Here is a 24,550-nt window from a genome sequence, read left to right on the forward strand (position 1 = left end):
CGACGGCATCCAATTCGAGCGGGCGTGCGAACTGCCGACATGTCCGATCGGCACGCACCTCGACGACTCCTCCTCGCCATCGGAGCGCTCAGCGGGCTGATCGTCGCGGTCGTCGCGCTCGGCGTGGCGGAACTCGTCGCCGGGCTCCACCGCTCGTGGCGTTCGCCCATCCTCGACGTGGGCGACCGCGTGATCGACAACGTCCCACCGGCGATCAAGGACCTCGCCATCGAGTGGTTCGGGACGCAGGACAAGCTCGCCCTGCTGATCGGGATCGGCGTGCTCCTGGCGATCTTCGCCGCAGCGATCGGGGTCGCCACTGCCGTGGGTCGGATCCGGCTGGCGATGGTGGGCATCGCGGCGTTCGGCGTGATCGGCGTGACGCTCGCGGTCACCCGTCCGGTCAGCGGCTCGATCGACGACGCACTCCCCACGCTGATCGGGGTCACCCTCGGTGCCGCCGCGCTCGCCGTCGCCGACCGCGTCGTCCTCGCGCGGCTCCACCACGACGTGCAGGTCCCGACGACCGGCGAGGTGCCGGCCGTCAAGCCTGCCGTCGTGTCTGCCCTCGTGCCTGCCGTCATGCCGACCGAGGTAGCGCCCGATGCGACACCCGCCATGACACCCGCCGTCGTCGATGACGTGCGAGCCGGTGTGTCGAACGTCGAACTGACGGCGCCATCGTCGGTCGAGCGGCGCGACGAGACCGCTCGCCCGTCGGCGACGGTGTCGCGGCGGGACGTGTTGGTGCGCGGTGGCGGCGTGCTCGCGGCGTTGGCGGTCTTCGGTGCGGGAGCCGGCGCGGTCGGTCGAGCGATTCGCAGCCGCTTCAGCGCCGCCGAGTCGCGAGCAGCCCTCGCGCTGCCGACGCCGTCGGCGTCTGCAGGACCGGTGCCGGCCGGCGTCGAGATCGGGAGCTCCACCGGTGTGAACGGCATCGCACCGTTCTTCACGCCGAACGACGAGTTCTACCGCATCGACACGGCGCTCGAAGTGCCGCAGCTCCCGACCGACGCGTACGAGCTGCGCGTCACCGGGATGGTCGACCGACCGCTTCGGCTGAGCTTCGACGACCTGCTGACACGCGACGTCGTCGAGCACGACATCACGCTGACGTGTGTCTCGAACACGATCGGCGGCGAACTCGTCGGCAATGCGCGCTGGCTCGGGGTCCGGCTCGACGAGCTCCTCGCGGAGGCTGGCGTGCAGGCGGGCGCCACGCAGGTCGTCGGCCGGTCGATCGACGGCTACACGTGTGGCTTCCCGGTCGAGGCGGCGACCGACGGCCGCAACGCGCTCGTCGCGTTCGGGATGAACGGCGAGCCGCTGCCGTTCGAGCACGGCTTCCCCGTTCGTCTGATCGTGCCCGGCCTGTACGGGTACATCTCGGCGACGAAGTGGCTCGTCGAGATCGAGCTGACCACGTTCGAGGACTTCGAGCAGTACTGGGTGCCGCGCGGGTACGCCGACCGGGCACCGGTCAAGCTGATGAGCCGCATCGACTCCGTCGACGGACTCGGCACGCTCACCGTCGGCCCCGACGGCACCGCGGCGATCGGTGGGGTGGCGTGGGCGCAGACCCGTGGCATCAGCGCTGTCGAGGTGCAGATCGACGACGGCTCGTGGGAGGCCGCCGAGCTCGGCGACGCGCTCAACGACGACACCTGGCGGCAGTGGGCGTACCGCTTCACCCCGTCGGGCACCGACCGCACGCGCACCTCGATCCGCTGCCGCGCGATCGACGGATCCGGTGTGATCCAAACCGACGAACGATCCGAACCACTGCCAGACGGTGCCTCCGGGCAACACCAGATCGTGGTCTTCGTCGAGTGAGCTCCCTCCCCCCGCTCACTCGGCGAAGACCCACCTTCGCTGCATCGCAGCGTGAACACCCCCCAACACAAGATGGAGAACACCTGAGATGAACCCCCGCCGAACCTCCAAGATGGTCGCAGCGTGCGCATCGCTGGCCCTCGTCGCCGCCGCCTGCGGTAGCGACAGCGACGATGCCGTCACCACCGACGCCCCCGTCGAGACCGAAGCACCCGCCGTCACCGACACCCCGGCCGCATCCGGCACCGACGCTCCCATGAGCGAGGACGGGCCGTTCGGTCCGGCCTGTAGCGCGGTTCCGACCGAGGGTGAAGGCTCCTTCGCCGGCATGACCGACGACCCGGCCGCCACCGCCGCCTCGAACAACCCCTTGCTGTCGACGCTCGTCGGCGCCGTCGACCAGGCGGGTCTCGTCGACACGCTGAACAGCGATGGTCCGTTCACGATCTTCGCCCCGGTCAACGATGCGTTCGCCGCCATCCCGGCTGCCGACCTCGACGCCGTGCTCGCCGACAACGACCTGCTGACGTCGATCCTCACCTATCACGTGGTGGCCGGTGAGCTGCTCGACGCTGCCGGTCTCGGTTCGACCGGCATGTCAACGACCGTCAACGGAGCCGACCTCGAGTTCGGTCCCGACGGCACGACCGTCAACGGTGTCGACGTCCTCTGCTCGAACGTCACGACGGCGAATGCCACGGTCCACATCATCGGCAGCGTCCTCATGCCGCCGACCGACGACATGAGCGACATCGACAGCGACATGGACGACGAGATGGACAGCGACATGGACGACGAGATGGACAGCGACATGGACAGCGAGATGGAAGGCGCGATGGCGCCGAGTGGCCCGCTGTGCGCAGCGATCCCCGAGGACGGAGAAGGCTCGTTCGCCGGCATGACCGACGACCCGGCCGGCACCGCCGCTTCCAACAACCCTGCGTTGAGCACCCTCGTGACCGCGGTGGTCGAAGCCGGACTGGTCGACACGCTCAACAGCGACGGCCCGTTCACGATCTTCGCACCGGCGAACCCGGCCTTCGATGCCTTCTCCGAAGAAGAGCTCAACGGTCTGCTCGCCGACATCGATGCGCTGACCTCGGTGCTGACGTTCCACGTCGTCGCCGGCGAACAGCTCTCGAGCACCGACCTCGCCGAGCTCGACTCGGTGACCACGGTCAACGGTGACGATCTCACGCTCGCCGTCGACGGTGACACCCTCGTGGTGAACGGTCAGGCGAACGTCGGCTGCGCCGACATCCAGACGGCCAACGCGACGGTCCACGTGATCGACGCCGTGTTGATGCCCTGATCACACGCTGACGACGGCGGGGAGGGCTTCGGCCTTCCCCGCCTTCGTCGCGTCCCGGGACGGTTCGAGCGTGACGGATCGAGTGATGAGTGATCCAGGGGGAACGGCGATGCGAACGACTGACATGAGCGACTATCGAGCCGACACCGCCGACCGAACCCACCGTCCGCGCTCGATGCAGGGCATCGAGATCAGCGGGCTCGTCGGACGCCCGATGATGTTCTCCCAGGCAGCGCTCGCCGAGCTCCACAGTGGTCTCGCCGTCGGGCTGGGCTCGTCGACGACGGCGCTGCTCGATCTGTTCGGCGAGGTCAAGTTGTCACGACGAGCCGACGTGCTCGTGGTCACGCATGGGACCGCAGCACCGAGCCCGATCGCGATCCCCGTCTCGGCCGCTGCGTCACCTGATGCGTTCGTCGAGCTGTCCGACGCCGGGCTGCGACTCGAGGTGCCTCGGTGGAGTTCGCCGGGTCGTCCGGTGTGGTTCCTGTCGCTCCACGCCTGCACGTTCACGGAGTTCGTCGGATGTCGGTGACCGCCATGCTCATGGCGCCGCCGAGCGGACCAACGCCCGGCCGGCGATCGACGGCCACACCAAGCTCGGCACCTCGTGCAGCGACGAGTCGAGGGTTGAACGAGCCACACCCGTGGCATCATGAGCGCATCGCCGCCGTCACCCACGATCCCAACCTGCTCATGGAGCGCATCCAGCGCGGCGATCACGATGCCTTCGCGCTGCTCTACGACGCGGTCGCACCGATCGTGCTCGGCGTGATCACCAGGGTGCTGCGCGATCCGGCGATGTCGGAAGAAGTCGCGCAGGAGGTCTTCGTCGAGGCGTGGCGCAGCGCGAACCGGTTCGATCCGAGCCGCGCCAGCGTGTCGACCTGGATCGTCACGATCGCCCGCCGCCGGGCGGTCGACCGAGTGCGACGCGAACAGTCGCAGCGCAACCGCATCGACGAACTCGGCCGCCAACCGGACCGACCGACCGACGGCGTCGACGACGCTGTGGTGTCGTCGCTCGACCGTGAACGGGTCGGGCGGGCGCTCGCACAACTCCCGGCGGACCAGCGTGAAGTGATCGAGCTCGCCTTCATCGACGGGCATCCGCACGGCGCGATCGCGGAACGACTGGATCTGCCGCTCGGCACGGTGAAAGGTCGCATACGGGGTGGACTCAAGCGACTGCGTGGCATCATCGGGGACGCACCATGAACGACCGGATCGACGAACTCCTCGCGCTCGCTGCTCTCGGTGAGTTGACGGAGGCCGAGGAGCTCGAACTCGACGCGGCCCTCGCTGCCGACGCGACGATCGCCGACGAACTCGACGCCGACCTCGCGGTCGCCGCTGCGCTCCAGACGACCCAGCCGATCACCCCGCCCACCACGCTGCGCGACGACGTCCTCGCCGCGATCGCGAACGTCGAGCAGGACGCGCCCGACACGGCACACTCGTCGACGACCGCTCGCGGCCCTGTCGATCGAACGAGCGCGCTCCGGGATCAGTTCGACGATCAGTTCGACGACGACTCCGAGCCGGTCAGCCGGCCGAGACTCGGCCGCGGCGGGCGTTGGATGCCGTTCCTCGCAGCAGCCGCAGTCGCCGTGCTGTTCGCCGGCGGCGTCGCGGTCATCACCGGCGGCGACGACGACGTTCGCTCACCGATCGAGGAGGTCGCCCTCGCTCCCGACGCGGTCACCCGCGTGCTCGACGGCGAACTCGGCCGAGCGCTGACGGTCACCTTCTCCCCGTCCGAAGACGCGCTCGTCGTCCTCGGCACCGACGTGCCCGAACTCTCCGACGACGAGACCTACCAGTTGTGGCTCGTCGACGACGCAGGCGGAGCGCAGTCGGTCGGGTTGTTCCGACCCGATGAGTCGGGGAGCGTCGAGCAGCGCTTCGACGATCGCGACCCGCGCGACCTCGAGCTCGGCGTCACCGTCGAACGGGCCTCGGGAAGTGAGACCCCGACACTCCCCATCGTCGCCTCCACCTGACCACACCCCAGGGGCGATGAGATTCGGCGTGACCTGTTCGCACCGATTCTCATCGCAGTACGACTCACCCAAGGGCGATGAGTTTCGGCGTGACCTGTTCGCACCGATTCTCATCGCTGAACATCGGGGGTCTGTTTCGCTGGCGTGAACTCTCGGTCGCGGTGTTGGCCCCGACCCGTGGCGTGAATACGGTCCGGATCGACGTCCGCACCAGCGCTCGAGGAGCCGACATGTTGATCAGCGAGGTCCCCGCGTTTCGGGACTATTGGTATCCGATCGCGTACAGCGCCGACATCGCCGACGAGCCGGTCGCGTTTCGGATCTTCGGTGAGCAGTACGTCGCGTGGCGCGCTGGCGATGGCACCGTCCAGGCTGCTGTCGACGAGTGCCCTCATCGAGCAGCGCGCTTGTCGCAAGGGTGGGTGACCGACGGGTGTCTCACGTGTCCGTACCACGGGTGGCGTTTCGACGCCGACGGCCGCTGCGTCGAGATCCCGTCGGCCGACCCGGCCCTGCCGATCCCACCTCGAGCGCACGTCGACAAGGTGCTCGCCGGCGAACGCTACGAACTGGTCTGGGTGTGCGTCGGCATGCCGCGCGCCGACATCCCCGACCTCCACGAAGCCGACACCGCCGGGTACACGCTGATCCACGAGATGATGGAGGTCTGGACGGCGTCGGCGCCGCGGATCATCGACAACGCGCTCGACGTCAGCCACGCCGCCTGGGTCCACCGCAACTCCATCGGCAGCTCCGCCAATCCACGCCTCGAATCCGGACCGATCGAGCGTGACGGTTCGACGATCAACTTCTCGGTGACGATGATCTCGCAGATCAACGACAGCCAGCAGCGCAACACCGGCCTCGACGTCGGCCTGACGAGACGCACGACGCACGCGACGTTGGTGCAACCGTTCGTCTTCCGCGGCCGGATGGTCTACGAGGAGAACGGGTTGGAACACGTGCTGTTCAAGACCTGCACACCGATCGACGACGAGACCACACTGTTCTGCCAGTTCATCGCGCGCAACGACGACCCGCCACCCGAGCTGTGGGACTCGATCACCGCCGTCGACCGGCAGGTCCAGGCAGAAGACAAAGCGCTGCTCGAGCACGTGAACCCGAACTTCCCGATCGAACCGACGACCGAGCTGCACACGAAAGCCGATCGCATGACGCTGGAGTACCGCAAGGTGCTCGCCGAACTGGCAGCGACAGCTCCGCACGTCGCGCCGGACGCCGAGTGGGCGACGGGCGCGCCGCGATGATCAGAACGCGAGCACGACGAGATCAGAACACGAGCACGAGATGACGAGCACGAGGTGAACAGCCGCCCACTGGTGATCGACACCGACGGAGGCATCGACGACGCCGCCGCGCTGTTCTTCGCGGCCACGTCCGAGTTCGTCGACCTGGCTGGCGTGACCGTCGTCGGCGGCAACGTCTCGATCGATGTCGCGACTCGCAGCGTGTGCACGGTGCTCGAAGCGGCCGGCCGCACCGACGTGCGCGTCGCGATCGGCGAACACACACCGGCGGGTCCAGTGCCGGCGTTGCGGCCCGCCGACTTCATCCACGGACTCGACGGGCTCGGCAACACCGGTCGCTCCCCCCAGGCATCGTGGACGATCGAACCCGACGCGACGGCGCTCATCCACGACGTGTGCGCCGAGCGACCCGGCGAAGTGAGCCTCGTCACACTCGGCCCGCTCACCAACGTCGCGATCGCGTTGCGATCCCAGCCGAAGCTGGCGGCGCTCGTCGATCGCCTCGTCGTCATGGGCGGCACGATCGCCGTGCAGGGCAACGCCTTGCCCGCCGCCGAGGCCAACATCGCACATGACCCGATCGCAGCGTCGGAGGTGGTCATCGCGGCGTGGCGGCAACCGCCGTTACTGGTCGGACTCGACGTCACCCACCAGGCCACGTTCACCGCCTCCGAGGTCGCGCTGCTGGCCGAGGAGCGCACCGCGGCAGCCAGCTTCCTGCACGAGCCACTCGACTTCTACCGTCGATCGGCGGGAACGTTCTGCGCGCCTGGCGAGTTCCCGTGCCATGACCTCCTCGCGACGATGGCAGCCGTCCTGCCGCTGGTCGACGGACCCGTGCTGCCACTCGCCGTGCAGACAGCACCCGGCCCAGCGTGGGGAGCGACCGTCGCCGACCGACGCGTTCCGTTCTTCGAACGCGCCGGAGCCGGATCGGTGCAGTCGACGGTGTCGGAGTTCGCCCGGTGGCAGATCGGTCTCGACGTCGACGTCGACGCGTTCCGTCGTGCGGTGCGTTCGATGTTCGGCGACGATCAGCGCTGATGGCGATCGGCCGATACTCGCCGACGTCGTGCGTGCGGATACTCCTCGGAGAATCGCGATTCGGACTCCTGCGTCGCGACGAGGATCAGCTCACCATCGGCCGGTAGCGGCAGTCGCGGGTCGGGGTTCCCTTCGATCACGCCGTTGCGGTCGACGGCGACCACGTTGCACCCGGTCAGGCGGTACACGTGCGCGTCGGCCAGGGTCGTACCGACGAGACGCTTGGGCACCGCCGTGCGGAATACGGCGAGCCCCTCCGACACCAACACCGTCTCGGTGCCCCGGAAGTGGTTCCAGATCGCTGCCGAGCCCGTCGCCGCGTACGACAACACCGAGTCGGCGCCAGCGCGATAGAGCGTGGTGACGTTGCGGTCGAGCCGTGCTCGTGAGACGAGCCGCACGTCGGGTCGCAACCCTCGGATGTAGCGGGTGAGGTAGACGTTGATGTCGTCGTCGTGGGTCGTGATCAGCACGGCGCTGGCGTCGTCGAGCCCGGCTGCTTCCAGCACCGAACGATCGGCGGCATCACCGATCACGTACTGGACGGCGGGACGTTCCCGCTCGGCGAGTTGCTCGACGATCGTGCACGACACGCCTTCCGCAGCAAGGTCGGCGGCGGCGGCGCGACCGACGCGGCCACCTCCGATGATGACCGTGTGTTGGCGATCCTCTGCACCGGGCGTTCCGTGCCGGACGTCGTAGGCGGCCAGTTGCTTCTTGGTGCCCGCGAGCAGCAAGAGCGTCGACGGCTCGATCACGGTGTCGGCGGTAGCGATCTCGAAGTGGCCACGATTCCACACGCCGACGATCCCGACGCCCAGGCGACTGCGGAGCTGCGCCTCGGCGAGCGACTGGCCGACGAGGCTCGATCCACCGGCACCGGCTTCGGCGATGAGGAGCCCGGCGATCTCGCCGATCACGTTGCTGCGTCCGGCCAGACCGAGCGAACGCGCTGCCATCGCGGAGCCGAGGATGTTCCCGAGTTGCACGACGTGGTTCGCGCCAGCGATTTCGAGAATGTCGACCGCTGCTGGCGAGTTCGCGCTGACGATGATGTCGACGTCGGGCGCGATCTCTCGCACGGTGAAGGCGATGTTGGTGTTGGTCGGGTCGTTGCGTGTGGCGACGACCAACGCGGCGTGATCGACCCGCGCTCGGCGGTACGTCTCGGGATCGTCCAACGCCCCGAGCATCACGGCGACGCCATCATCGTGGAGTTGGCCGGCCTCGACCAGGTCGTCGACGATCAGAAGATACGGCACGTCGGCTTGACCGGCACGCTCGATCAACGCCAACTCCACCGGGCCGATCGCGGTGAGGATCACGTGGTCGCGCAACCCCGACGGCGCCTCGCGAGGCGTGCGCCGGCGCTCGCGCTCGGTCATCCACGGGGTCACGACGAACTGGATGAACACGAACGGCAGCATCACGAGCAGGAAGGTCGAGCCGGACAGCAGCACGACGACCGAGAAGATGCGACCTGCGTCGGACTCGAAGGTGATGTCGCCGAACCCGAGCGTCGTCATCGTCGTGAGCGTCCAATAGACGCTCGTCGGCCAGGAGTACGACCGGCCTTCGCGATCCATCAACGAATGGAACACGGCGCTGAACAACGCGACCATGACGACGAACACCAAGCCGAGCAGCAACAGCGTGCGAATCTGCCGACGGCGCTGCGCGCTGGTGATCGCGAGGACGGACACGTCGGAAAGCGATCGGGGTGAGCCAGGGGGACGGCCAGCTCCGAGCCGGGCCGTCACGTTGGCGACGGTGGCACCCAGCGACTTCAGCATGCGCCATCTTCGCGCGCCGCGAACCCGGCGATCAGGTAGTGGGTGAAGGCACGCACCCGCTGCTCGATCTCCGGTCGAGGTGTCAGCTCTCGTTCTGCCATCTCGACGTGCTTCGGTGTCAGCACCACCAGACCGTGCATCAGCGACCAGCACATGATCGCGGCGTCGTCGACGTCGAGGTCGGTGTTGCACTCGTCACGCACCGCTTCGATCACGGCCACCAGCAGCCCGAACGTCTCGGTGCTCACCTCCGCCAGTTCGGGGTCGTCGGGATCGACGAGGTCGTGCTGGAGCATGAGACCGAAGTGGCCGGGATACGCGAGCGCGGTTCGGACGTAGGCGAGTCCGGTTCGCTCGAGCAGTTCAGCGGCCGTGCCGCCGAGCGCGATGGCGTCGACGAACTCGTCGCGTAGGCGCCGAAAGCCTTCGACGGCAACCGACGTCAGCAGCCCTCGTGCGCTCCCGAAGTGGTGCTGGGGCGCGGCGTGTGACACTCCGGCGCGACGGGCGACCTCTCGCAGGCTGAAACCCGTTGGTCCGCGTTCCGCGACCAACTCGGCCGTGGCCTGACGCAGCGTGTCAGGGAGACCGCCGTGGTGATACGCCATGCTGCCTTTCTACCTTCTCCGTCGGATGTCGACGCCGTTCATCCTCGGTGCGCGGGTCGCTCGTCTCGTGACCGTCAAGCCGTGCCCAGCACGCCGTCGATCACTCGCACCACCGTGTCGAGGTCCGACGCGGCGTTGTAGACGTGCGGCGACACCCGGATACCGGTCGGGCGTCGATCGACGTGGACCTCGGCGGCGACGAGCGCATCGACGACCTCGTCGGTCTGACGGCCCGCGTCGATCACCACCGTCGCGCTGCGTCGATCGGCCTGCGTCGGGTTGACCACCAGATCAGGATGCAATGCGTCGATGAGCCGGCTCGTGAGTGCGACGTTGTGCGCCCGGATCGCACGGACCCCGATCGCGTCGATGAGCTCGATCGACCGTCGGGCGATCGCGAAGGGCAGCACCGACGGCGTGCCGCCCCAGAATCGCGACGCGTCGGATGCCGGGCGGAACGAGTGGATGTCGAACTCGAACGGATCCTCGTGGGAGAACCACCCGACGTCGGTCGGCGCGCTGCGTTCGCACACATCGGGGCGGACCCACATCCACCCGGCGCCGGGCCCGCCGCACAACCACTTCACGCATGACCCGAGCACGACGTCGACGTCCCACGCCCGTAGGTCGATCGGAATGACGCCGGCCGACTGCGCGACGTCGACGATCGTCAGGATGCCTCGCTCGCGCGCGAGACGGGCGATGTCGGCGACGGGGAGCAACTCGCCGGTGTTGGAGTGCACATGGGTGATGAGCACTGCACCGACCGGATCGGCAGTGTCGAAGCGCTCCGCCCAGACGTCGAGATCGAACACGTCGGCGTCGCGCTCGACGAAGACGGTGCTCGCACCGAGCGCGTCGACGACGAACCCGAGAGACGGGAACGCTTCCTCGGTCATCACGACCGACCCGCTCGGCCGCAACGCCTGGAGCACCTTGGTCAACCCGCTCGACACGTTGACCTGCGGACAGAACCATGCCGCCTCGTGACCCAGCAGTGCAGCGAGCGCGCTGCGAAAACCCTCGATCTCGGCGAGCCAGTGCGTCCACGCACCGGCCGGATCGTGATCCCAGACGCCGAGGTGCGCCTCGAGCGCGTGCTGCGCCGTCTCGCTCGGCGACAGGCCGATCGAGTGACTGAGGAGATAGGTCCCCGCTGGCCGCACGAAGCGCCTGGCGACGTCGTCGGCCGGCCCGCCCTGCCCCGTGTCGTCGAGCCCGGAGTCGCCGGTCACGATGCTGCGACGAGTCGGCGAAGCCGTTCGATGTCGGCGTGTCGCGTCGAGATGTCGTCGCGGTCGGCCGCCGAGCGGAGGTCGCGCAGCTTCTCCAGCGAGCGCAGGAGTACCTCGAGTGGCGGGCCGCTGGCGGTGATGCCGTGGAGTTCGCTCTCGGCGAGCGACTGCGACGGTGCGGTGATGAAGTCTCCGACGAGCACGTCGTGGTGCTGACGAGCGACCGCGGCATGCGACGCACACACCTCGAGGAACGCCGACGCGTGTGCGATGAACCACGGCCGGTCCGCGAGGTCGTGCTGCTCCAGGAAGCTGTCGAGCAAGTTCGGGTAGCGGAACGTGTCGCGCAGACGGTCCTGCTCCTTCGGCGTGAGGTACAGGAATTTCTCCATCACGATCGCCGAGTAGCCGGGGTCGGCCGGCGAGCACAGCCCGAGCAGGACGTCGACCTGGTTGAACGCTGCGAAGTCGCCGGCGTTGGCACCGCGGTACTCCTGGCTGCCGACCCGATACGGCTTGTAGTACGGCCGCACACAATGGAAGAACTCGGTCACGTCGAGCCGTTCCGCGAGTTCGACGTTGAGGGCGAGCACGTCGTCGAGGGCGCGTCGGGCATCGACCAGCAGGTCGTGTGTGGCGGGGTGCGAGACCCCCATCGGGTGCACGCGCACGAGAGCGTCGGCCGCTCGCATGTAGGCGAGGGCCGAGCGGGTGTTGTAGTCGAGGAAGATCGTCTCGTCTTCTCGCCACGTGAACGTTCGATACACACCGTCGACCGCGCGGTTGTAGGTCTCCATGTGGCTCGACACGAAGCGCGGCACGGTGCCGACCGAGGCACCGAGATGCAGCGCCAGCGCGGAGGCTTCCGTCAGCGGCGACACGCGCTCGCGCGACGGCTCGGTGATCTCGTGGCGGCGGCACGCGGCCATGTAGTACCCGACGTTGCCGAGCAGCTCGAAGTTGCGATCGAACCCTTCGTCGGTGTTGCCCTCCTCCAGCAGCGCGACGATCAACTCCCGGCCCTCCTCGACGAGCGCCGCCTTGAGCGCATCGCCGACGCCCTCGACACGCGTGCGGTGCTCTTGCGCGGCGTACAAGTCTTCGAGTTCGGTGTTGAGATCGACGAACCGACCGCGGATCCACGCGTCGAACGCCTGCACTCGCGGCGTGGTGCGCGCATGGGTCTGGCGCTCAGGCAGCCGCAGCTCGGAGGATCCGTCTAAATGCGAATCAGTTCTCATTTCGGCTACTGTAGCCACATGTCACGCCGCAGCGACACCGCCACGCCAGCGCTGCACGAGTTGGCAGGCCGCTCGGCCCCTGAACGCTCCGACGGACGCGACTCGCGGGCGCGACTCGTCGCTGCGGTGAACGCGTGGGTCGCGGAGCACGGACGGGCGCCGTCTCGACTCGCTGACGTCGCGCAACTGGCCGGGTTGTCGACTGCCACCGCATACCGACATTTCGCCTCGGTCGACGACGCGATCCAGGCCTTCGTGCTGCAATTGCCGGATCGCGCGATCGACCGATTCCGGGAGTCCGCGAGCGATGCCGAGTCGGCGAGCGACCGGTTCCGACGATGGAACCGAGCGTGGGTCGAGGCATGTCTGGAGCACGGTGAGCTGGCGGTACGGCTGCGCTCCCCGATCGGATTCCTCGAACGTCGACGCAACGGCGACCCCGTGCTCGCACACCTGTGCGCAACCCTCGACCCCGTCCTCGACGCATTGACGCAGCCGGCAGCGAACCCCCAGCCGACAGCGAACCCCCAGCCGACAGCGAACCCGCGAACCGACTCGACGTTGCTGTTGTTCACGTGGAATGTCGTCAGCGACCCGCGTGAGGTGCTCGACCTGACCAAGCTCGGTTGGTCACCCGAGCGAATCGCCGAGTTCGTCACCGACGTCGTTCTCGCCGTTGCGCGCTGAGTCGGCGACACGCGCGCCGGACTTCGTGAGGCGGACGATGTCGGCATTGCCGATCGAGGAGTACCGACCGGGCGTGCAGGTGAGCACGATCACCTGACACTGCCTGCCGGCGACCGCGATGATCGCGCCCATCGCACCGAGACGCGTCGGATCGGTCCAGCCGAGCGTGTCGTCGAGGAGCACCGGAGCGCCACCCTGCGCACTCACGATCGACGCACACGCGAGTCGGCTGATGATGCCGAGCTGTTCACGCGCACCCGCACTCAACTGCGCGAACTCGAGGGTGACACCGTCGAGGGTGCGGGTGGCGATGCGCAGATCGTCGTCGAGTTCCACTTCGAAGCTCTCGCCGAGCAGGACGCCTCCGAGACGCTCGATCTGTCGGCGGAACGGCTCGTGGTAGCGCTGCCGAATCGTGTCGCGGGCCGCCGATGCCACGTCGCGAAGCAGTCGAGCAGCCTCGGCTCGGCGCTCGATCGACTCGTACTCGTACTCCACGTGCGCGCGCTCGGTGAGGACGTCGTCGAGCTGCTGCTGGAGACCTTCGTCGCCGCGCACCGCGATGCGCGTCATCGCCTCGGTGCGAGCCTGCTTCGCCGAATCGATCTCGGCAATGAGGCGCTTGGTCGCAGCCGTCGCGTTGTCGAGGAGTTCCGCGAGCAGCGCGGGGTCGGCCTCGCCGACCGCGCGATCTGCGTCGGCGACCACCTGCTCACAGGCCGCCACGTGATCGGCAGCGGTCACAGCCGCCGCAGCGAGTCGCTCGTCGTCCTCGCGTTCGCGAGCCTCTGCAAGTCGCTGTGCCAGTCGGTCGAGGTCGGTGCGAGCGCTCTGGAGCGTCGAGGCGGACGTGGCCGCGTCGATCTCGATCTGTCGGAGCGCGTCGTCGGCTCGTTCGAGATCGGCCTGCGCATCGGCGAGCCGAGTGGAGCATGCGTCGAGCGCGTCACCTGCCTCGCTGACGATGGTCTGCGCATCGCCCACGGTGGACGGGAGCGGCTGATCCGGCGACGCCGCAGCCCGCTCGGCGTCGTACTCGGCGGCGCGGGTCTCGAGCGCCGCGATGCTGCTGGCGAGCGCCTCGATGGTCGAGTCACGCAATGCGTCGCGTAACGCTTGACGGGCACTGGCGGCATCGACGTCGGCGGCGTTGCGTTCGGCCAGCAACGCTCGGGCTGCACCGACATCGGGCGCATCGACCTCCGCGCACGCTCGCTCGTAGCGTTCTCGTGCGGCGGCGGCATCAGCGCCGAGATCGAGCGCGGACGCTGCAGCCGTGACGGTGATCTGCAGCATCCCGGGCACATCGACGCGCACCGACCCCGGGACCGACTGTTCGTGGGTGCCGCCCGCATCGAGGTCGATGTCGGTGTCGTCGATCACGAGGCGCGTGTCGGCGACCGCCTCGATCTGCAATGTCGCCGCGCTCGCGCCGAGTGCTGCGTCGGCGGTGACGGAGGCGAGATGAAGCCCTTCGATCTCGGCGAGCGAGGTCGCCGAGACACGGACGCGTTCGAGCGTCTCCTCGGCGGCGCGCAGTCGATCGTGGGCGCCACGGGCCTGGTCGAGGCGGAGTCGGGTCTGTTCGATCTCGTCACGACGCCGCAGCGCCTCGGCGTCTCGCTGAGCGAGACGCAGCGCCACATCGCACGCATCACGAGTCGTTCGCAGCGTGTCGACCGACTCGCGGAGCTCAGCTCGCCGGGTCTCGGCGGCCACACGAGCCGGAGCGGCCGCTGCCCGTGCGGCCTCGAGGTCGCCGACGAGTTGGGCTGCGGTGTCGACCTCGGCGATCAATGCCGAGCGATCATCGACCTTGCCGTCGGCGACGTCGAACGCTGCGGTCGCCGCGGCGAGACCGGCCTGCGCCGCATCGAGCGCAGCGGTCGCCTGGGCAGCGGCACGACGGCGCTCGTCGAGGGTGGCTGCGTGCTCCTCCGCGCCGACGAGACGGGACTCCAGTTCCGGAAGCAACCGAGCGAGTCGTTCGACCTCGGCGACGTCGACCTCGGTCTGCCCGATGATCGTCCCGACCGCCGAAGCCTGCTCGGCGAGCTCCTCGAGCCGCTTGCGCCGGGCCTCGCGCGTCGCGATCGGCTTGCCGCCTGGAGTCCAGTACTGGGCGCGTTCGGCCTCGATCCGCTCCCAGAGCGTGTCGTCGTTCGCGGTGCTGATCGAGCCGCCCGACGCCGCGTCGAGCGCTCGCCCGAGCGCAGGGACGTTGAACGCCGGGATGTCGAGCGCACTGCCCTGCTGCACGTTGAGCGCGTTCCACAGATCGGCGTCGAGGGTTTCGGCGAGTATCGCCTCGACGCGCTCGTGAGCTTCACGGCCCGTGAGCTGCTCGCGGCGCGGACGCAGTACCGCAAGCGTCGTCGCTGGCTTCTGCAGCCATCGCTTGGTGACGACGAAGTGGTAGTCACCGGTGCTGATCTCGGCTTCGACTTCCGGTCCGGCGTCGCGATCGACCGGCTGCACCGCCTTGATCTGCTTGGTTCGGGACGAGTCGAGCGAATCGAGCACCAGCGCGAGCGCCTCGGGGATACACGACTTACCGACCTCGTTGTCGCCCTCGACGATCGTCACCCCGTCGACGTCGAAGGCCACCTCGGCGTGCTCGACGCCGCGGAAGTCACGCAGAACGATGCGGTGCAGCTTCACGAGCGATCGGCTCCGAGGCGGAACAACAGGCCCAGCGCGTCGCGAGCAACGGCGTCGTCGCTCGCTGAGCGGTCGCGCAGCTCGGCGAGCGCGACCCCGGCGAATCCGCTGAGCTGCAGGTCGGCGAGCTCGTCGTCGTCGGGCATCACCACGAGGTCGGTGTGGCGCTCCCAGGTCTCGACCGACGCGAACAACGACCGGTAGTGCTCGAGGAGATCGTCGAGACGCGCCTGGTCGGTCAGCGAGATCTGCCCCACGAAGCTCAACTTCACGATGCAGCGGTCGCGTCGCTCGATGCTGGCGGCCCAGGCTTCGAGCGCGTCGAGATCGCTCGGCCCGTTGAGGTGCCACTGCCGGTCGACGAAGCGCCACGAGCCGATCGGGATCGGCTCGACCGTGCAGTGGTCAGGGCCGACATCGACCAGCAAGACGTTGCCCGGGTCGACCTCACGATAATCGGTCGGTTCCGGCGCACCGGCGTAGTGGATGCGCCCGGTGCTGCCGACCGACGTGGTGGAGTGCCGGTCGCCGAGCGCGACGTAGTGGAGGCACCCTTCGGCGATCAGCGCCTCGAGTCGTTCGAGCGAGATGACGGCCGGGTCGGTGCGATCGGGCGACAGCACGTCGACGGCCCCGTGGCCCACGACGATCCGCGTCGTACCGTCGGCCGCCAGGTCAGCGCACGCGTCGCTCACGAGGTCGCCCAACGGTCGCTTCGTGAACCAGGGCGCACCGAGCAACTCGACGCCGTCGCCCAGATCGATGCACTCACCGGACCCGATGACCACGACGTTGTCGGGGCGGTTGTCGACGAACGTGCGAGACCGGAACACCGACGACGCGTCGAGCGGATCGTGGTTGCCGGGTAGGAGGTAGAACGTGATGCTCGGGGTCGCCGCCATCGCATCGAGCGCACGAAGCACCACCGTGCGGTCGACGAAGTTCGTCTCGAAGACGTCACCCGCGACGACCACGAACTCGCAACCATGCTCGACGGCCGCCGTGCCGATGGTGCGCACGGCATCGGTGCGGGCTGCGTCGAATCGAGGTTGCGCCTCCCCGGCGAGGAAGTGGCGCGTCATGCCCAGCTGCCAATCCGCTGAATGAATGAACTTGGGCATGAGAGGGCACCGCCGACGACGAGAGTTCCGGATGATGTTCCGGATGGACACCGCCGAGTGTAGAGACGCCGTGTCACAGGGTGACCGGATCCCCATCGCTCGTCGACCTGGCCGACCGTGTCCGCCGGGGCCACGGGTGTCGAGGTTCGACGCAGCGGTTCGCCGCGATTGGTCGACCAACGCACCTACTCTGTGACACCCCTGTCGTACACTTGTTCGTATGCAGTTGTCGGCGGCGATCGAGCGTCTGGAGCGAGTGGTGGCGGCCACCGGCTCGCCCGATGCCGGGCTGCGCGAGATCAGCGCGGCGCTGGCCGCCTCACGCGAAGTGCAGTCGTTCCTCGCCTCCCACGATGCCGAACTCACCCGGATGCTCTCGGCGCTCCCGGGCACCTCGCCCGAGACCGCCATCGCCGAGGCGACTCGGTGTTCGCTCGGTGAGGCCGACCGCCAGCGCGAACGCGCCGACACGCTCGACGCCGTCGAGGCGATCTCCGATGCTCTGTCCGACGGCGCCATCTCGCCCGGCCACGTCGATGCGCTCACCCGAGCCGGTCGTCAACTCGAGGCGGAGCAACGGGCCGAACTGTTCGACCAGGGCGACGAGTTGGCCGACGCTGCGTCCGGGTCGTCCGCCGCCGACTTCGACCGACTGCTCAAGCGCAAGGTCCGGTCGCTGCAGCGCGAGTCGGGCGAGGAGCGCTTGGAGCGTCAACGTCGCAACTCCCGGCTCCGCACGTGGATCGACGGCGAGGAGATGTTCAACATCTCGGGTCGGTTCGATCCGGCGACCGGGAGCCTGCTCGCCCGACGTCTCCGTGAAGCGGCGGGTTCGATCATCGCCGACGGTGTCCCCGAGCCGGCCCCGTCCGATCCGCTCGAACGTCGACGTCACGTCGATGCGCTCGCGTTGAGCCGACTGGTGCTGGGGTCGTCCGACCGACTCGCGCGCCCGGGCTCGGATCGTTCGCGGATCGATGCGGTCGTCGTGATCGACACCACGCAGTCCGCGGCCGACGTCGGGCCGGTCATCGACCACGGCATTCCGGCCGAGCTGCCGTTCTCGGTGCTGCAGGAGCTCTTCGGTGTCGAGTCACCCGACGTGGTGGTCGTCGCCAACGGGGTGGTGCTCCACGCTCCCGGCAAGCTCGATCTCGAGCGCTCGACCCGACTCGCCAACCGCGCCCAACGGCGAGCGCTGCGTGCGCTCTACGCGACGTGCGCGGTACCGGGATGCACGGTCCACTACGACCGCTGCAAGCTCCATCACGTCGTGTGGTGGCGCCACGGCGGTCGCACCGATCTCGACAATCTGCTGCCGGTCTGCCAGCACCACCACACGCGTCTCCACGACGAACGCTGGAAGGTGACGCTCGACCCGTCACGCGAGCTCACGATCACCACCCGTGGCGGGCAGATCATGCAGACCGGGCCGCCGACACGCCGTTCGGCGCCGGGCCAGTCGGGGGCTGGCCGGTCGACGCCGTGCCAGTCGGGGTCGCGCCAGTCGGGGTCGCGCCATCCGATACCAGACGAGCCCGTCCCAGACGAGCCGATACCAGGCCGGCCCGTGTCAGGCCGGTCGAAAGCCGGGCGGTCGAGGTCGGGTCAGGGAGTTCGCAGGACATCGGTCAGCTTGAGACGCTGACCGGTTCGGACGATGGCGCGCCGATACACGGTGGTTGCGAGCCGCACGGCGATCACGACGGCAGCCGCCAACAGCGCGATCGAGGCTGCCACTTCGACGATCGACGACTCGTCGAGCGCCACCCTCGCCGGCATCACGACCGGCGAGGTCAGCGGAAACAGCGCGAGCACCAAGCCGACGATGTTGTCGGACGTCGCCTGCCCGGCGATGTAGCCGACGATGAGGATCGACGTGAGCGGGCCGACGGCGCTGCTCACCTCCTCACTGCGTGCGACGAGCGCACCCAGCGCACCGGCCAGGCACAGATACAGCGCGATGCCCAATACCGAGTACATCGCACTCACGGCCAGGGTCGGTCCCGCCCCCGGCGGCATCGACCCGCCCGCGAGCAATCGGACCACGACCGGGAGCGCTCCGGCGGCGAGGGTGAACACACCGATCACTCCCACGCCGATCGCCTTGCCGAACAGCAACGCCCGGGGCGACACGATCGCCAGCAGCACTTCGCTCACCCGACTCGCCTTCTCGATGGCGACACCGTTCGCGACCTGAATCGCCAAGAGCAACAACAGGACGTAGAGGGCGAACGCCGCGCCCAGCGCCACCGCTTGGCGACCGCCTCGCTCGGTGTCGAGGATCTCGACGTCGGTGATGGGTGCCGTCACCGCCTCGGCGATCTGGTCGTCGGTGAGCCCGGCCTCACCCAACGCCTCGAGCGTCGAGGTCGACTGGATCGACTGGCGGAGGACGGAGATCAGCAGTTGATCGTCGTCGTTGTCGACCACGATTCGCACCGGGTCGGTGTCGAACCGCACGAGCGCGTCGACGTCGGCGTCATCGAGCAACGTCGCCAGATCGGTCGACGAACTGCCCGCGACGCCGCCGTCCGTCGCCTCGCCGACCGTGTCCGTCGAGACGGTGGTGTCCGGGGTGACAGCCGCTTCCCTCGAGACGGTGGTGTCCTTCGAGTCCGTTGTGTCCGTCGAGTCAGCCGTGCCAGCAGCCTCCCTCGAGTCCGTCGTCTCAGCCATGTCCGTCGTGGCAGGCACGTCGAACGCTGCAGCGAGCGCGTCGCCGTCGAGGGTCAGGTCGATGTCGACCGAACGAGCGATCACGACGACGGTGTCGGCGAACGAGTCGGGGATCGCGCCCGTGGTGGCGACCGTCCGCTCGGCTGGGCCGTCGTCATCGCCACCCAGCACGTCGGGCAGCACCATCAGCGCGGTGGAGGCAAGGAGGAACAACCCGGCCGTGATCCACACCGCCTTGCGACGAAAGGCTTCACGCAACTCTCGCGAGATCACGAGACCGATCGCACGCAGCTCCCCGGTCCCGGCGTCGCTCGCGCCGGTGTCGCCCGCGCTGGTCGGGTCGCTCGCGGTCGTGTCGGGGTCAGCTGACATCGGCAACCTCCGCGGTTGGCGACGCGTCGGGTGACACCAGCGCGTCACGACCGACCGCGGCCAAGAAGAGCTCCGAGAGCGTGGGGGTCTCCACGCCGAAGTCGGACACCGCCGCGCGGGCTCGCACCAGGTCGAGAACGGCTGCGGGATCAGCGTGGCGTTCGAGTCGCAGCCGCGTGCCCGACGGACCGGTCGACGAGATCGTTGCCGGGGCGCCTGCGATCCACTCGGCCTCGACGGCGACGTCGACGCGCAGATGACGATCGGGGCTCTCGCGCTTGAGGCCGGCGACGTCGCCCTGCAGCACGACTCGGCCTGCGTCGATCATCGTGATCGACTCGCACACGTCTTCGACGAGGTCGAGTTGATGACTGGAGAACAGCAGGTTGCGGCCCTGCGCCACGTGGTCGAGGACCACCGCCGACAAGAACTCGACAGCGGTCGGGTCGAGCCCCGCGAACGGCTCGTCGAGGACCAACAGGTCGGGCTCGTGCACCATCGCTGCCGCCAACTGCACCCGTTGCGCCATCCCGCCGGACAGTTGCGCGACGGTGTCGCGCGATCGCTCGGCCAAGCCGAGGCGGCCCAACAGGTCGAGCGCACGCTCGCTCGCAACGCCCTTGTCGAGGCCATGCAGACGCGCGATCCACACCAGCTGATCGATCACCCGCATGTCGCGGTACAGCCCTCGTTCTTGTGGCATGTACCCCCACGAACGGCGATCGAGCGGGGTCGCGGCACGCCCACGCCAGCGCACGACGCCCTGGTCGGGTTCGATCACGCCGAAGATGATCCGCATCAGCGTCGACTTGCCGGCACCGTTGGGGCCGAGCAGCCCGATCACCTTCCCCGAGGGAACGCTCAGATCCACGCAATCCAATGCGATCCGTTCACCGAATCGCTGCCCAACGCCCGCGACCTCCAACGACTGCACCCCGCGACCTTCGCACACTCCCGCGGCGCCGCGATCGCGCGCGGACGGATGGCGGTGGAAGCAGCGATCCGCTGGCTTGGGCCATCTACGATCGTCGCCATGCCCGGCCGCAGGATCCCTCGGCACGGCACCAGTGACCGTGTCGTGATGGTGATCGTGTCGTGATGGTGACCGTGTCGTGATGGTGACCGTGTCGTGATGGTGACCGTGTCGTGATGGTGACCGTGTCGTGATGGTGACCGTGTCGTGATGGTGACCGTGTCGTGATGGTGAAGATCGCCACCCATCGTCACGTCGATCTCGAGGAACGTCGGGCGCGTCTCGGTGTCCGGCACCTGCTCGCTCCGGGACTGGCAGCCGCCGACGCGCTCCAGGTCATTCGCGCGCTGGGTGGAGCCTGGCACGCCACCGATCCGGCGACGCCTCAGATCGGCGTGTCGCTGCGGCTCGCCGAGCCGGGACGCGCGGCCCTCGACCGCACGTTGCTCGAGGATCGGACTGCCGTCCGTCATCACGCGATGCGACGCACGGTGTGGATCCTCGATCTCGACCTCGCGCCCGCCGCGCATCAGGCGTGCACGATGGACTTGGCGCGCAAGGAGTGGGTGAAGCTGGAGAAGTCGCTGGCCGCGAACGGGATCGACGATCCCGCGAGCTGGCTGGATGGCGCCCGCCAGCGCGCACTCGAGGTCATCGCCGCACGCGGTTCGTGCACGGCCCGCGAGCTCGGCGCCGACGCCCCCGACCTCGCGATCCCCCTCGTCATCGCCGCAGGTACGACGTACCAGGGAACGCAGGGTGCGCACACGCAGGTCGTCCAGAACCTCGGCTTCGACGGCGAGATCGTCCGCACCGAGTCGACCGGGTCGTGGGTGGGCGGCGAGTTCCGCTGGGCCATCAGCAAGGACTGGATCCCGAACGGTTTCACCGTTCTCGCGACGACCGCCCGCGACACGGCGAACAGCATCGGCATCGGCATCGACATCGGCATCGGCATCGGCACCGACGTAGCGCGAGCGAGGCTTGCGGTTGCGTACCTTCGTGCCTTCGGACCCGCGACGGCGGTCGACCTGCAGTGGTGGGCGGGCTGGACGGTCGGCGCGACGCGACGGGCGCTCGAGACGGTCGGAGCCGTTCCCGTGTCGGTCGACGGCGAACCCGACCCGGGTCCCGCCGTCGCCTGGTTGCTCCCCGACGATCTCGATCGGGTCGAGGCGCCGACCACCTGGGCGACCGTGTTGCCGAGTCTCGATCCGACGGTCATGGGCTGGAAGCAACGCCACTGGTATTGCGGTGAGCACGGCCGGTTCGGTCACACGGTGTTCGATCGCAACGGCAACGCCGGCAACAGCATCGTCGCCGACGGCGCCGTCGTCGGCACGTGGGCGCATCGTCCCGACGGAGCGGTCGTGGTCGAGTACTTGGAGGCCACGACCGTCCGGCAACGATCGCTCGTCGACGAGAGCGTCGACCGCTACCTGGCGACGACCGGCGACACCGTCGTCCGGCCGCGCTACCCGGCGCCCCTCCAACGGTCGCTGCTGGAGAGGTAGCCGGGTCGAGCCTGGATCGAACGCAGGGTCGCAGCTACAGCCCGGCGTACCAGTCGTAGCTGCGTTCGGCCCAGTAGTCGGCGGGGCGCTCGCGGGAGTAGCGGATCACGCCGATCCGTTTGAGCGTCTTGATGCCGTACTTGTTCGGCGTGGCCAGTCGGAGCGGCGCTCCGTGGACTTGTGTGAGCGGTTCGGTTCCCTGCCGGAGTGCGAGCATCGTCTGCGGGTGCAGCGCCGACGGCATGTCCCACCCGACGTAGTACAGCCCGTCGGGTGTCTCGAACCCGACGTAGGGGACGTCGCCCACCCGGTCGGCGTACCGAGCGTGGAAGTCGGAGAACTTCGCTCCGCCCCAGTGGACGATGCTCGACCACCCTTCGATGCACTTGTGCTCGATGACCATGTCACGTTGAGGCAACGCTTCGAACACCGACAGGTCGAGCTCGTCGAGCACCTCGCCGTCGGGGCCTTCGACACGGACGAACCAGTCGTCGAGATCGATCTCGTTGCGGATGCCGATCCGACCGTTGACCTGGATCGGCGTGGCCTTGGAGATGGGATGCTCGGGCGCCGACCGGTTTCCCGTCAGCTCCGTGAGGTCGCTCCACAGCGACTCGTTGAACTCGAGCGCTTGGCGCAACGGTCGCGGGATGCCGTCGTCGCTGGGACTGTCCTGCACCCACCGCCACCCGAGGAACGCCGCACCGGCTCCGGCCGCGCCGGTCAGGAACGACCGTCGTGAGCGGCGTCGGAACTCCGAGAGGGGAATCGTCGGCGCGTCGGCCATCGACGCTTGCAGCTCCGCTCGCCGCGCCTCGTCGCGGTCGGCCGCGGCGATGCCCACGGCTGACTCACCCGTTGCGTCGCTGGTTGACTCACTCGTGGCGTCGCTCGTTGCGTCGCTCGTTGCATGGTCATGGTCATGGTCGTGTTCGTCGTTCATCTCAGGGCTCATTTCGATCGCTGCTCGACGAGGTAGCCGGTGACCATCGAGCGGAAGTTGCCCCAGCCGGAGCGAAGGACTTGCAGCAGGTGGACCACGAAGAACAACGAGATCCCGATCGTCATCCAGAAGTGGACGAATCGCGCCCCCTGATATCCGCCGAACAACAGCGGCAGCGGATACAGCTGCGTGGGCTTGTAGATGGCGAAGCCGCTCAGGACGACGATCACCCCCATCACCAGCACGGCGGTGTAGGCGAGCCGTTGGGCGGCGTTGTACTTCCCCTGCGGGGGCGCCTCGGCGCGTAGGTGGAGGTCGTGGAACACGACGTCTTTTGCTTCGCGAGCCGAGTGGCGGTCGGGAACGATGTGTCGCCACTCCCGGGTCACCAACAGATAGATCGTGTAGATCACTCCGTTGATCACGAACAGCCAGCCGACGGCGAAGTGGAACGCCATCCCCCGGGCAAGGCGACGCTCCAACCCGAAGGTCTCGTAGACCCACTCCGGGAAGAACACGAACCACTGCCAGCCTCCGAGGCCCACTGCGTAGACGTCCTCGGCCCAGTAGATCCGCAGCCCGCTCCAGATCATGATCATCAACAGCGGGAAGTTGATCCAATGGAGCCAGCGGATCGCTCGCGGATGGACCAGTCGAGCGACGGGCTCGCGCTCCGCCGCCGACGGGTCCATCTCACCGGGCGACGACCCGACGTGATCGTGTGTCGCCTGATCGGTCATCAGCCCGGTGCCAGCACGGTGTCGATCACATGGATGACGCCGTTGGTGGCGAACACGTCGGCTTCGAGGATCGTTGCCCCGCCGATGGTGAGCGTGTCACCGTCGACGGTGACGGGGAGTTCGGTTCCGGCGAGGCTGACGAACGGGACGTCGACCATGCCGGCGACCATGCCGGAATCGTCGGCGGCTTCGACGACGTGGCCCTGCAGCAGCGTCGACAGGAATGTCGTGTCGGCGAGCGCGTCCTCGGCGGTCATGCCCATCTCACCGAGGTACTCGACGAACGCCTCGTCGTTCGGCGCGAAGATCGTGAACGGGCCGTCGTTGGCGAGCGTCGTTGCGAGACCCGCTGCTTCGACTGCGGCGACGAGCGTCGTCAGATCGTCACGGGCTGCGGCGGTCGCAACGAGGTCGCCCTCCGCTGCGGCCATCTCCTCGGCGGACATGTCGTCGGACATCTCATCGTCGGACATCTCATCGTCCGACATCTCATCGTCCGACATCTCATCGTCCGACATCTCGT

21 protein-coding genes and 1 pseudogene are annotated in these 24,550 nt (G+C 68.3%); 11 read left to right on the forward strand and 11 right to left on the reverse strand.

Going from position 1 to position 24,550, the window contains the following annotated elements:
- Positions 1 to 39: 39 nt before the first annotated feature.
- The 8 genes and pseudogenes from ACE37B_RS23410 (at position 40) to ACE37B_RS23445 (ending at position 7,460) form a co-directional block, all read left to right on the forward strand.
- Positions 40 to 1,833, forward strand: a complete 1,794-nt coding sequence (locus ACE37B_RS23410) for a molybdopterin-dependent oxidoreductase (protein WP_409925767.1) — start codon at positions 40 to 42, stop codon at positions 1,831 to 1,833.
- A gap of 88 nt (positions 1,834 to 1,921) precedes the next feature.
- Positions 1,922 to 2,563: pseudogene (locus ACE37B_RS23415) on the forward strand (fasciclin domain-containing protein); the annotation flags it as partial.
- Positions 2,543 to 3,145 carry a fasciclin domain-containing protein gene (locus ACE37B_RS23420; RefSeq protein WP_409925793.1) on the forward strand — a complete coding sequence of 201 codons (603 nt, stop codon included), beginning with the start codon at positions 2,543 to 2,545 and terminating at the stop codon, positions 3,143 to 3,145. The pseudogene ACE37B_RS23415 and the gene ACE37B_RS23420, both read left to right, overlap by 21 nt.
- A 124-nt stretch (positions 3,146 to 3,269) precedes the next feature.
- Complete coding sequence (locus ACE37B_RS23425) at positions 3,270 to 3,680, forward strand: hypothetical protein (protein ID WP_409925768.1); 411 nt, start codon at positions 3,270 to 3,272, stop codon at positions 3,678 to 3,680.
- Positions 3,681 to 3,775: 95 nt separating this feature from the next.
- The gene (locus tag ACE37B_RS23430) at positions 3,776 to 4,363 is read left to right on the forward strand and encodes a sigma-70 family RNA polymerase sigma factor (RefSeq protein WP_409925769.1); all 588 of its coding nucleotides are present in this window, start codon (positions 3,776 to 3,778) and stop codon (positions 4,361 to 4,363) included.
- A complete protein-coding gene (locus ACE37B_RS23435; RefSeq protein WP_409925770.1) occupies positions 4,360 to 5,148 on the forward strand; it encodes an anti-sigma factor in 789 nt (262 codons plus the stop codon). The genes ACE37B_RS23430 and ACE37B_RS23435 overlap by 4 nt, the downstream gene beginning before the upstream one ends.
- A 230-nt stretch (positions 5,149 to 5,378) precedes the next feature.
- Positions 5,379 to 6,416, forward strand: a complete 1,038-nt coding sequence (locus ACE37B_RS23440) for a Rieske 2Fe-2S domain-containing protein (RefSeq protein WP_409925771.1) — start codon at positions 5,379 to 5,381, stop codon at positions 6,414 to 6,416.
- A gap of 54 nt (positions 6,417 to 6,470) precedes the next feature.
- Complete coding sequence (locus ACE37B_RS23445; protein WP_409925772.1) at positions 6,471 to 7,460, forward strand: nucleoside hydrolase; 990 nt, start codon at positions 6,471 to 6,473, stop codon at positions 7,458 to 7,460.
- Here ACE37B_RS23445 and ACE37B_RS23450 read toward each other — a convergent pair.
- The 4 genes from ACE37B_RS23450 to ACE37B_RS23465 form a co-directional block, all read right to left on the reverse strand.
- On the reverse strand, positions 7,451 to 9,253 hold the full coding sequence (locus ACE37B_RS23450) for a potassium channel family protein (RefSeq protein ID WP_409925773.1): 1,803 nt from the start codon (positions 9,251 to 9,253) through the stop codon (positions 7,451 to 7,453). The two genes, ACE37B_RS23445 and ACE37B_RS23450, sit on opposite strands and share 10 nt — an antisense overlap.
- Positions 9,247 to 9,861, reverse strand: a complete 615-nt coding sequence (locus tag ACE37B_RS23455) for a TetR/AcrR family transcriptional regulator (RefSeq protein WP_409925774.1) — start codon at positions 9,859 to 9,861, stop codon at positions 9,247 to 9,249. Before ACE37B_RS23455 ends, ACE37B_RS23450 begins: the two co-directional genes overlap by 7 nt.
- A gap of 74 nt (positions 9,862 to 9,935) precedes the next feature.
- On the reverse strand, positions 9,936 to 11,096 hold the full coding sequence (locus ACE37B_RS23460; protein WP_409925775.1) for an aminotransferase class V-fold PLP-dependent enzyme: 1,161 nt from the start codon (positions 11,094 to 11,096) through the stop codon (positions 9,936 to 9,938).
- A complete protein-coding gene (locus ACE37B_RS23465) occupies positions 11,093 to 12,337 on the reverse strand; it encodes a PrnB family protein (RefSeq protein WP_409925776.1) in 1,245 nt (414 codons plus the stop codon). Before ACE37B_RS23465 ends, ACE37B_RS23460 begins: the two co-directional genes overlap by 4 nt.
- An 18-nt stretch (positions 12,338 to 12,355) precedes the next feature.
- On the opposite strand from ACE37B_RS23465, the gene ACE37B_RS23470 reads away from it, so the two are divergent.
- Positions 12,356 to 13,024, forward strand: coding sequence for a TetR/AcrR family transcriptional regulator (locus tag ACE37B_RS23470; protein WP_409925777.1), 669 nt, complete (start codon positions 12,356 to 12,358; stop codon positions 13,022 to 13,024).
- On the opposite strand, the gene ACE37B_RS23475 is transcribed toward ACE37B_RS23470, so the two are convergent.
- Together ACE37B_RS23475 and ACE37B_RS23480 are read right to left on the reverse strand one after the other, a co-directional pair.
- Positions 12,968 to 15,685, reverse strand: coding sequence for an AAA family ATPase (locus ACE37B_RS23475; protein ID WP_409925778.1), 2,718 nt, complete (start codon positions 15,683 to 15,685; stop codon positions 12,968 to 12,970). The two genes, ACE37B_RS23470 and ACE37B_RS23475, sit on opposite strands and share 57 nt — an antisense overlap.
- Positions 15,682 to 16,806 (reverse strand): exonuclease SbcCD subunit D, encoded by a 1,125-nt coding sequence (locus ACE37B_RS23480; protein ID WP_409925779.1) that lies wholly within the window; start codon positions 16,804 to 16,806, stop codon positions 15,682 to 15,684. The genes ACE37B_RS23475 and ACE37B_RS23480 overlap by 4 nt, the downstream gene beginning before the upstream one ends.
- Positions 16,807 to 17,026: 220 nt before the next feature.
- Here ACE37B_RS23480 and ACE37B_RS23485 point away from each other — a divergent pair, with 220 nt between their 5' ends.
- The gene (locus ACE37B_RS23485) at positions 17,027 to 18,454 is read left to right on the forward strand and encodes a DUF222 domain-containing protein (protein WP_409925780.1); all 1,428 of its coding nucleotides are present in this window, start codon (positions 17,027 to 17,029) and stop codon (positions 18,452 to 18,454) included.
- Here ACE37B_RS23485 and ACE37B_RS23490 read toward each other — a convergent pair.
- Together ACE37B_RS23490 and ACE37B_RS23495 are read right to left on the reverse strand one after the other, a co-directional pair.
- Positions 18,415 to 19,857: an ABC transporter permease gene (locus tag ACE37B_RS23490; protein WP_409925781.1), complete on the reverse strand. Its 1,443-nt coding sequence runs from the start codon at positions 19,855 to 19,857 to the stop codon at positions 18,415 to 18,417. The genes ACE37B_RS23485 and ACE37B_RS23490 overlap by 40 nt on opposite strands.
- Entirely contained in the window at positions 19,847 to 20,791 is a 945-nt protein-coding gene (locus tag ACE37B_RS23495) for an ABC transporter ATP-binding protein (RefSeq protein WP_409925782.1), read from the reverse strand. Before ACE37B_RS23495 ends, ACE37B_RS23490 begins: the two co-directional genes overlap by 11 nt.
- 266 nt (positions 20,792 to 21,057) lie before the next feature.
- Here ACE37B_RS23495 and ACE37B_RS23500 point away from each other — a divergent pair, with 266 nt between their 5' ends.
- The gene (locus tag ACE37B_RS23500) at positions 21,058 to 22,344 is read left to right on the forward strand and encodes a winged helix DNA-binding domain-containing protein (RefSeq protein WP_409925783.1); all 1,287 of its coding nucleotides are present in this window, start codon (positions 21,058 to 21,060) and stop codon (positions 22,342 to 22,344) included.
- Positions 22,345 to 22,378: 34 nt separating this feature from the next.
- Here ACE37B_RS23500 and ACE37B_RS23505 read toward each other — a convergent pair whose 3' ends face one another.
- From ACE37B_RS23505 to ACE37B_RS23515, 3 genes are all read right to left on the reverse strand, one after another.
- On the reverse strand, positions 22,379 to 23,287 hold the full coding sequence (locus ACE37B_RS23505) for a molybdopterin-dependent oxidoreductase (RefSeq protein WP_409925784.1): 909 nt from the start codon (positions 23,285 to 23,287) through the stop codon (positions 22,379 to 22,381).
- An 8-nt stretch (positions 23,288 to 23,295) separates the two neighbouring features.
- On the reverse strand, positions 23,296 to 24,027 hold the full coding sequence (locus ACE37B_RS23510) for a cytochrome b/b6 domain-containing protein (protein WP_409925785.1): 732 nt from the start codon (positions 24,025 to 24,027) through the stop codon (positions 23,296 to 23,298).
- On the reverse strand, positions 24,027 to 24,550 hold a 524-nt coding region (locus ACE37B_RS23515; RefSeq protein ID WP_409925786.1), incomplete at its 5' end, for a fasciclin domain-containing protein. The genes ACE37B_RS23515 and ACE37B_RS23510, both read right to left, overlap by 1 nt.

Origin of the sequence: Ilumatobacter sp., from assembly GCF_046290335.1 — a bacterium.
Classification (GTDB): Bacteria; Actinomycetota; Acidimicrobiia; order Acidimicrobiales; family Ilumatobacteraceae; genus Ilumatobacter_A.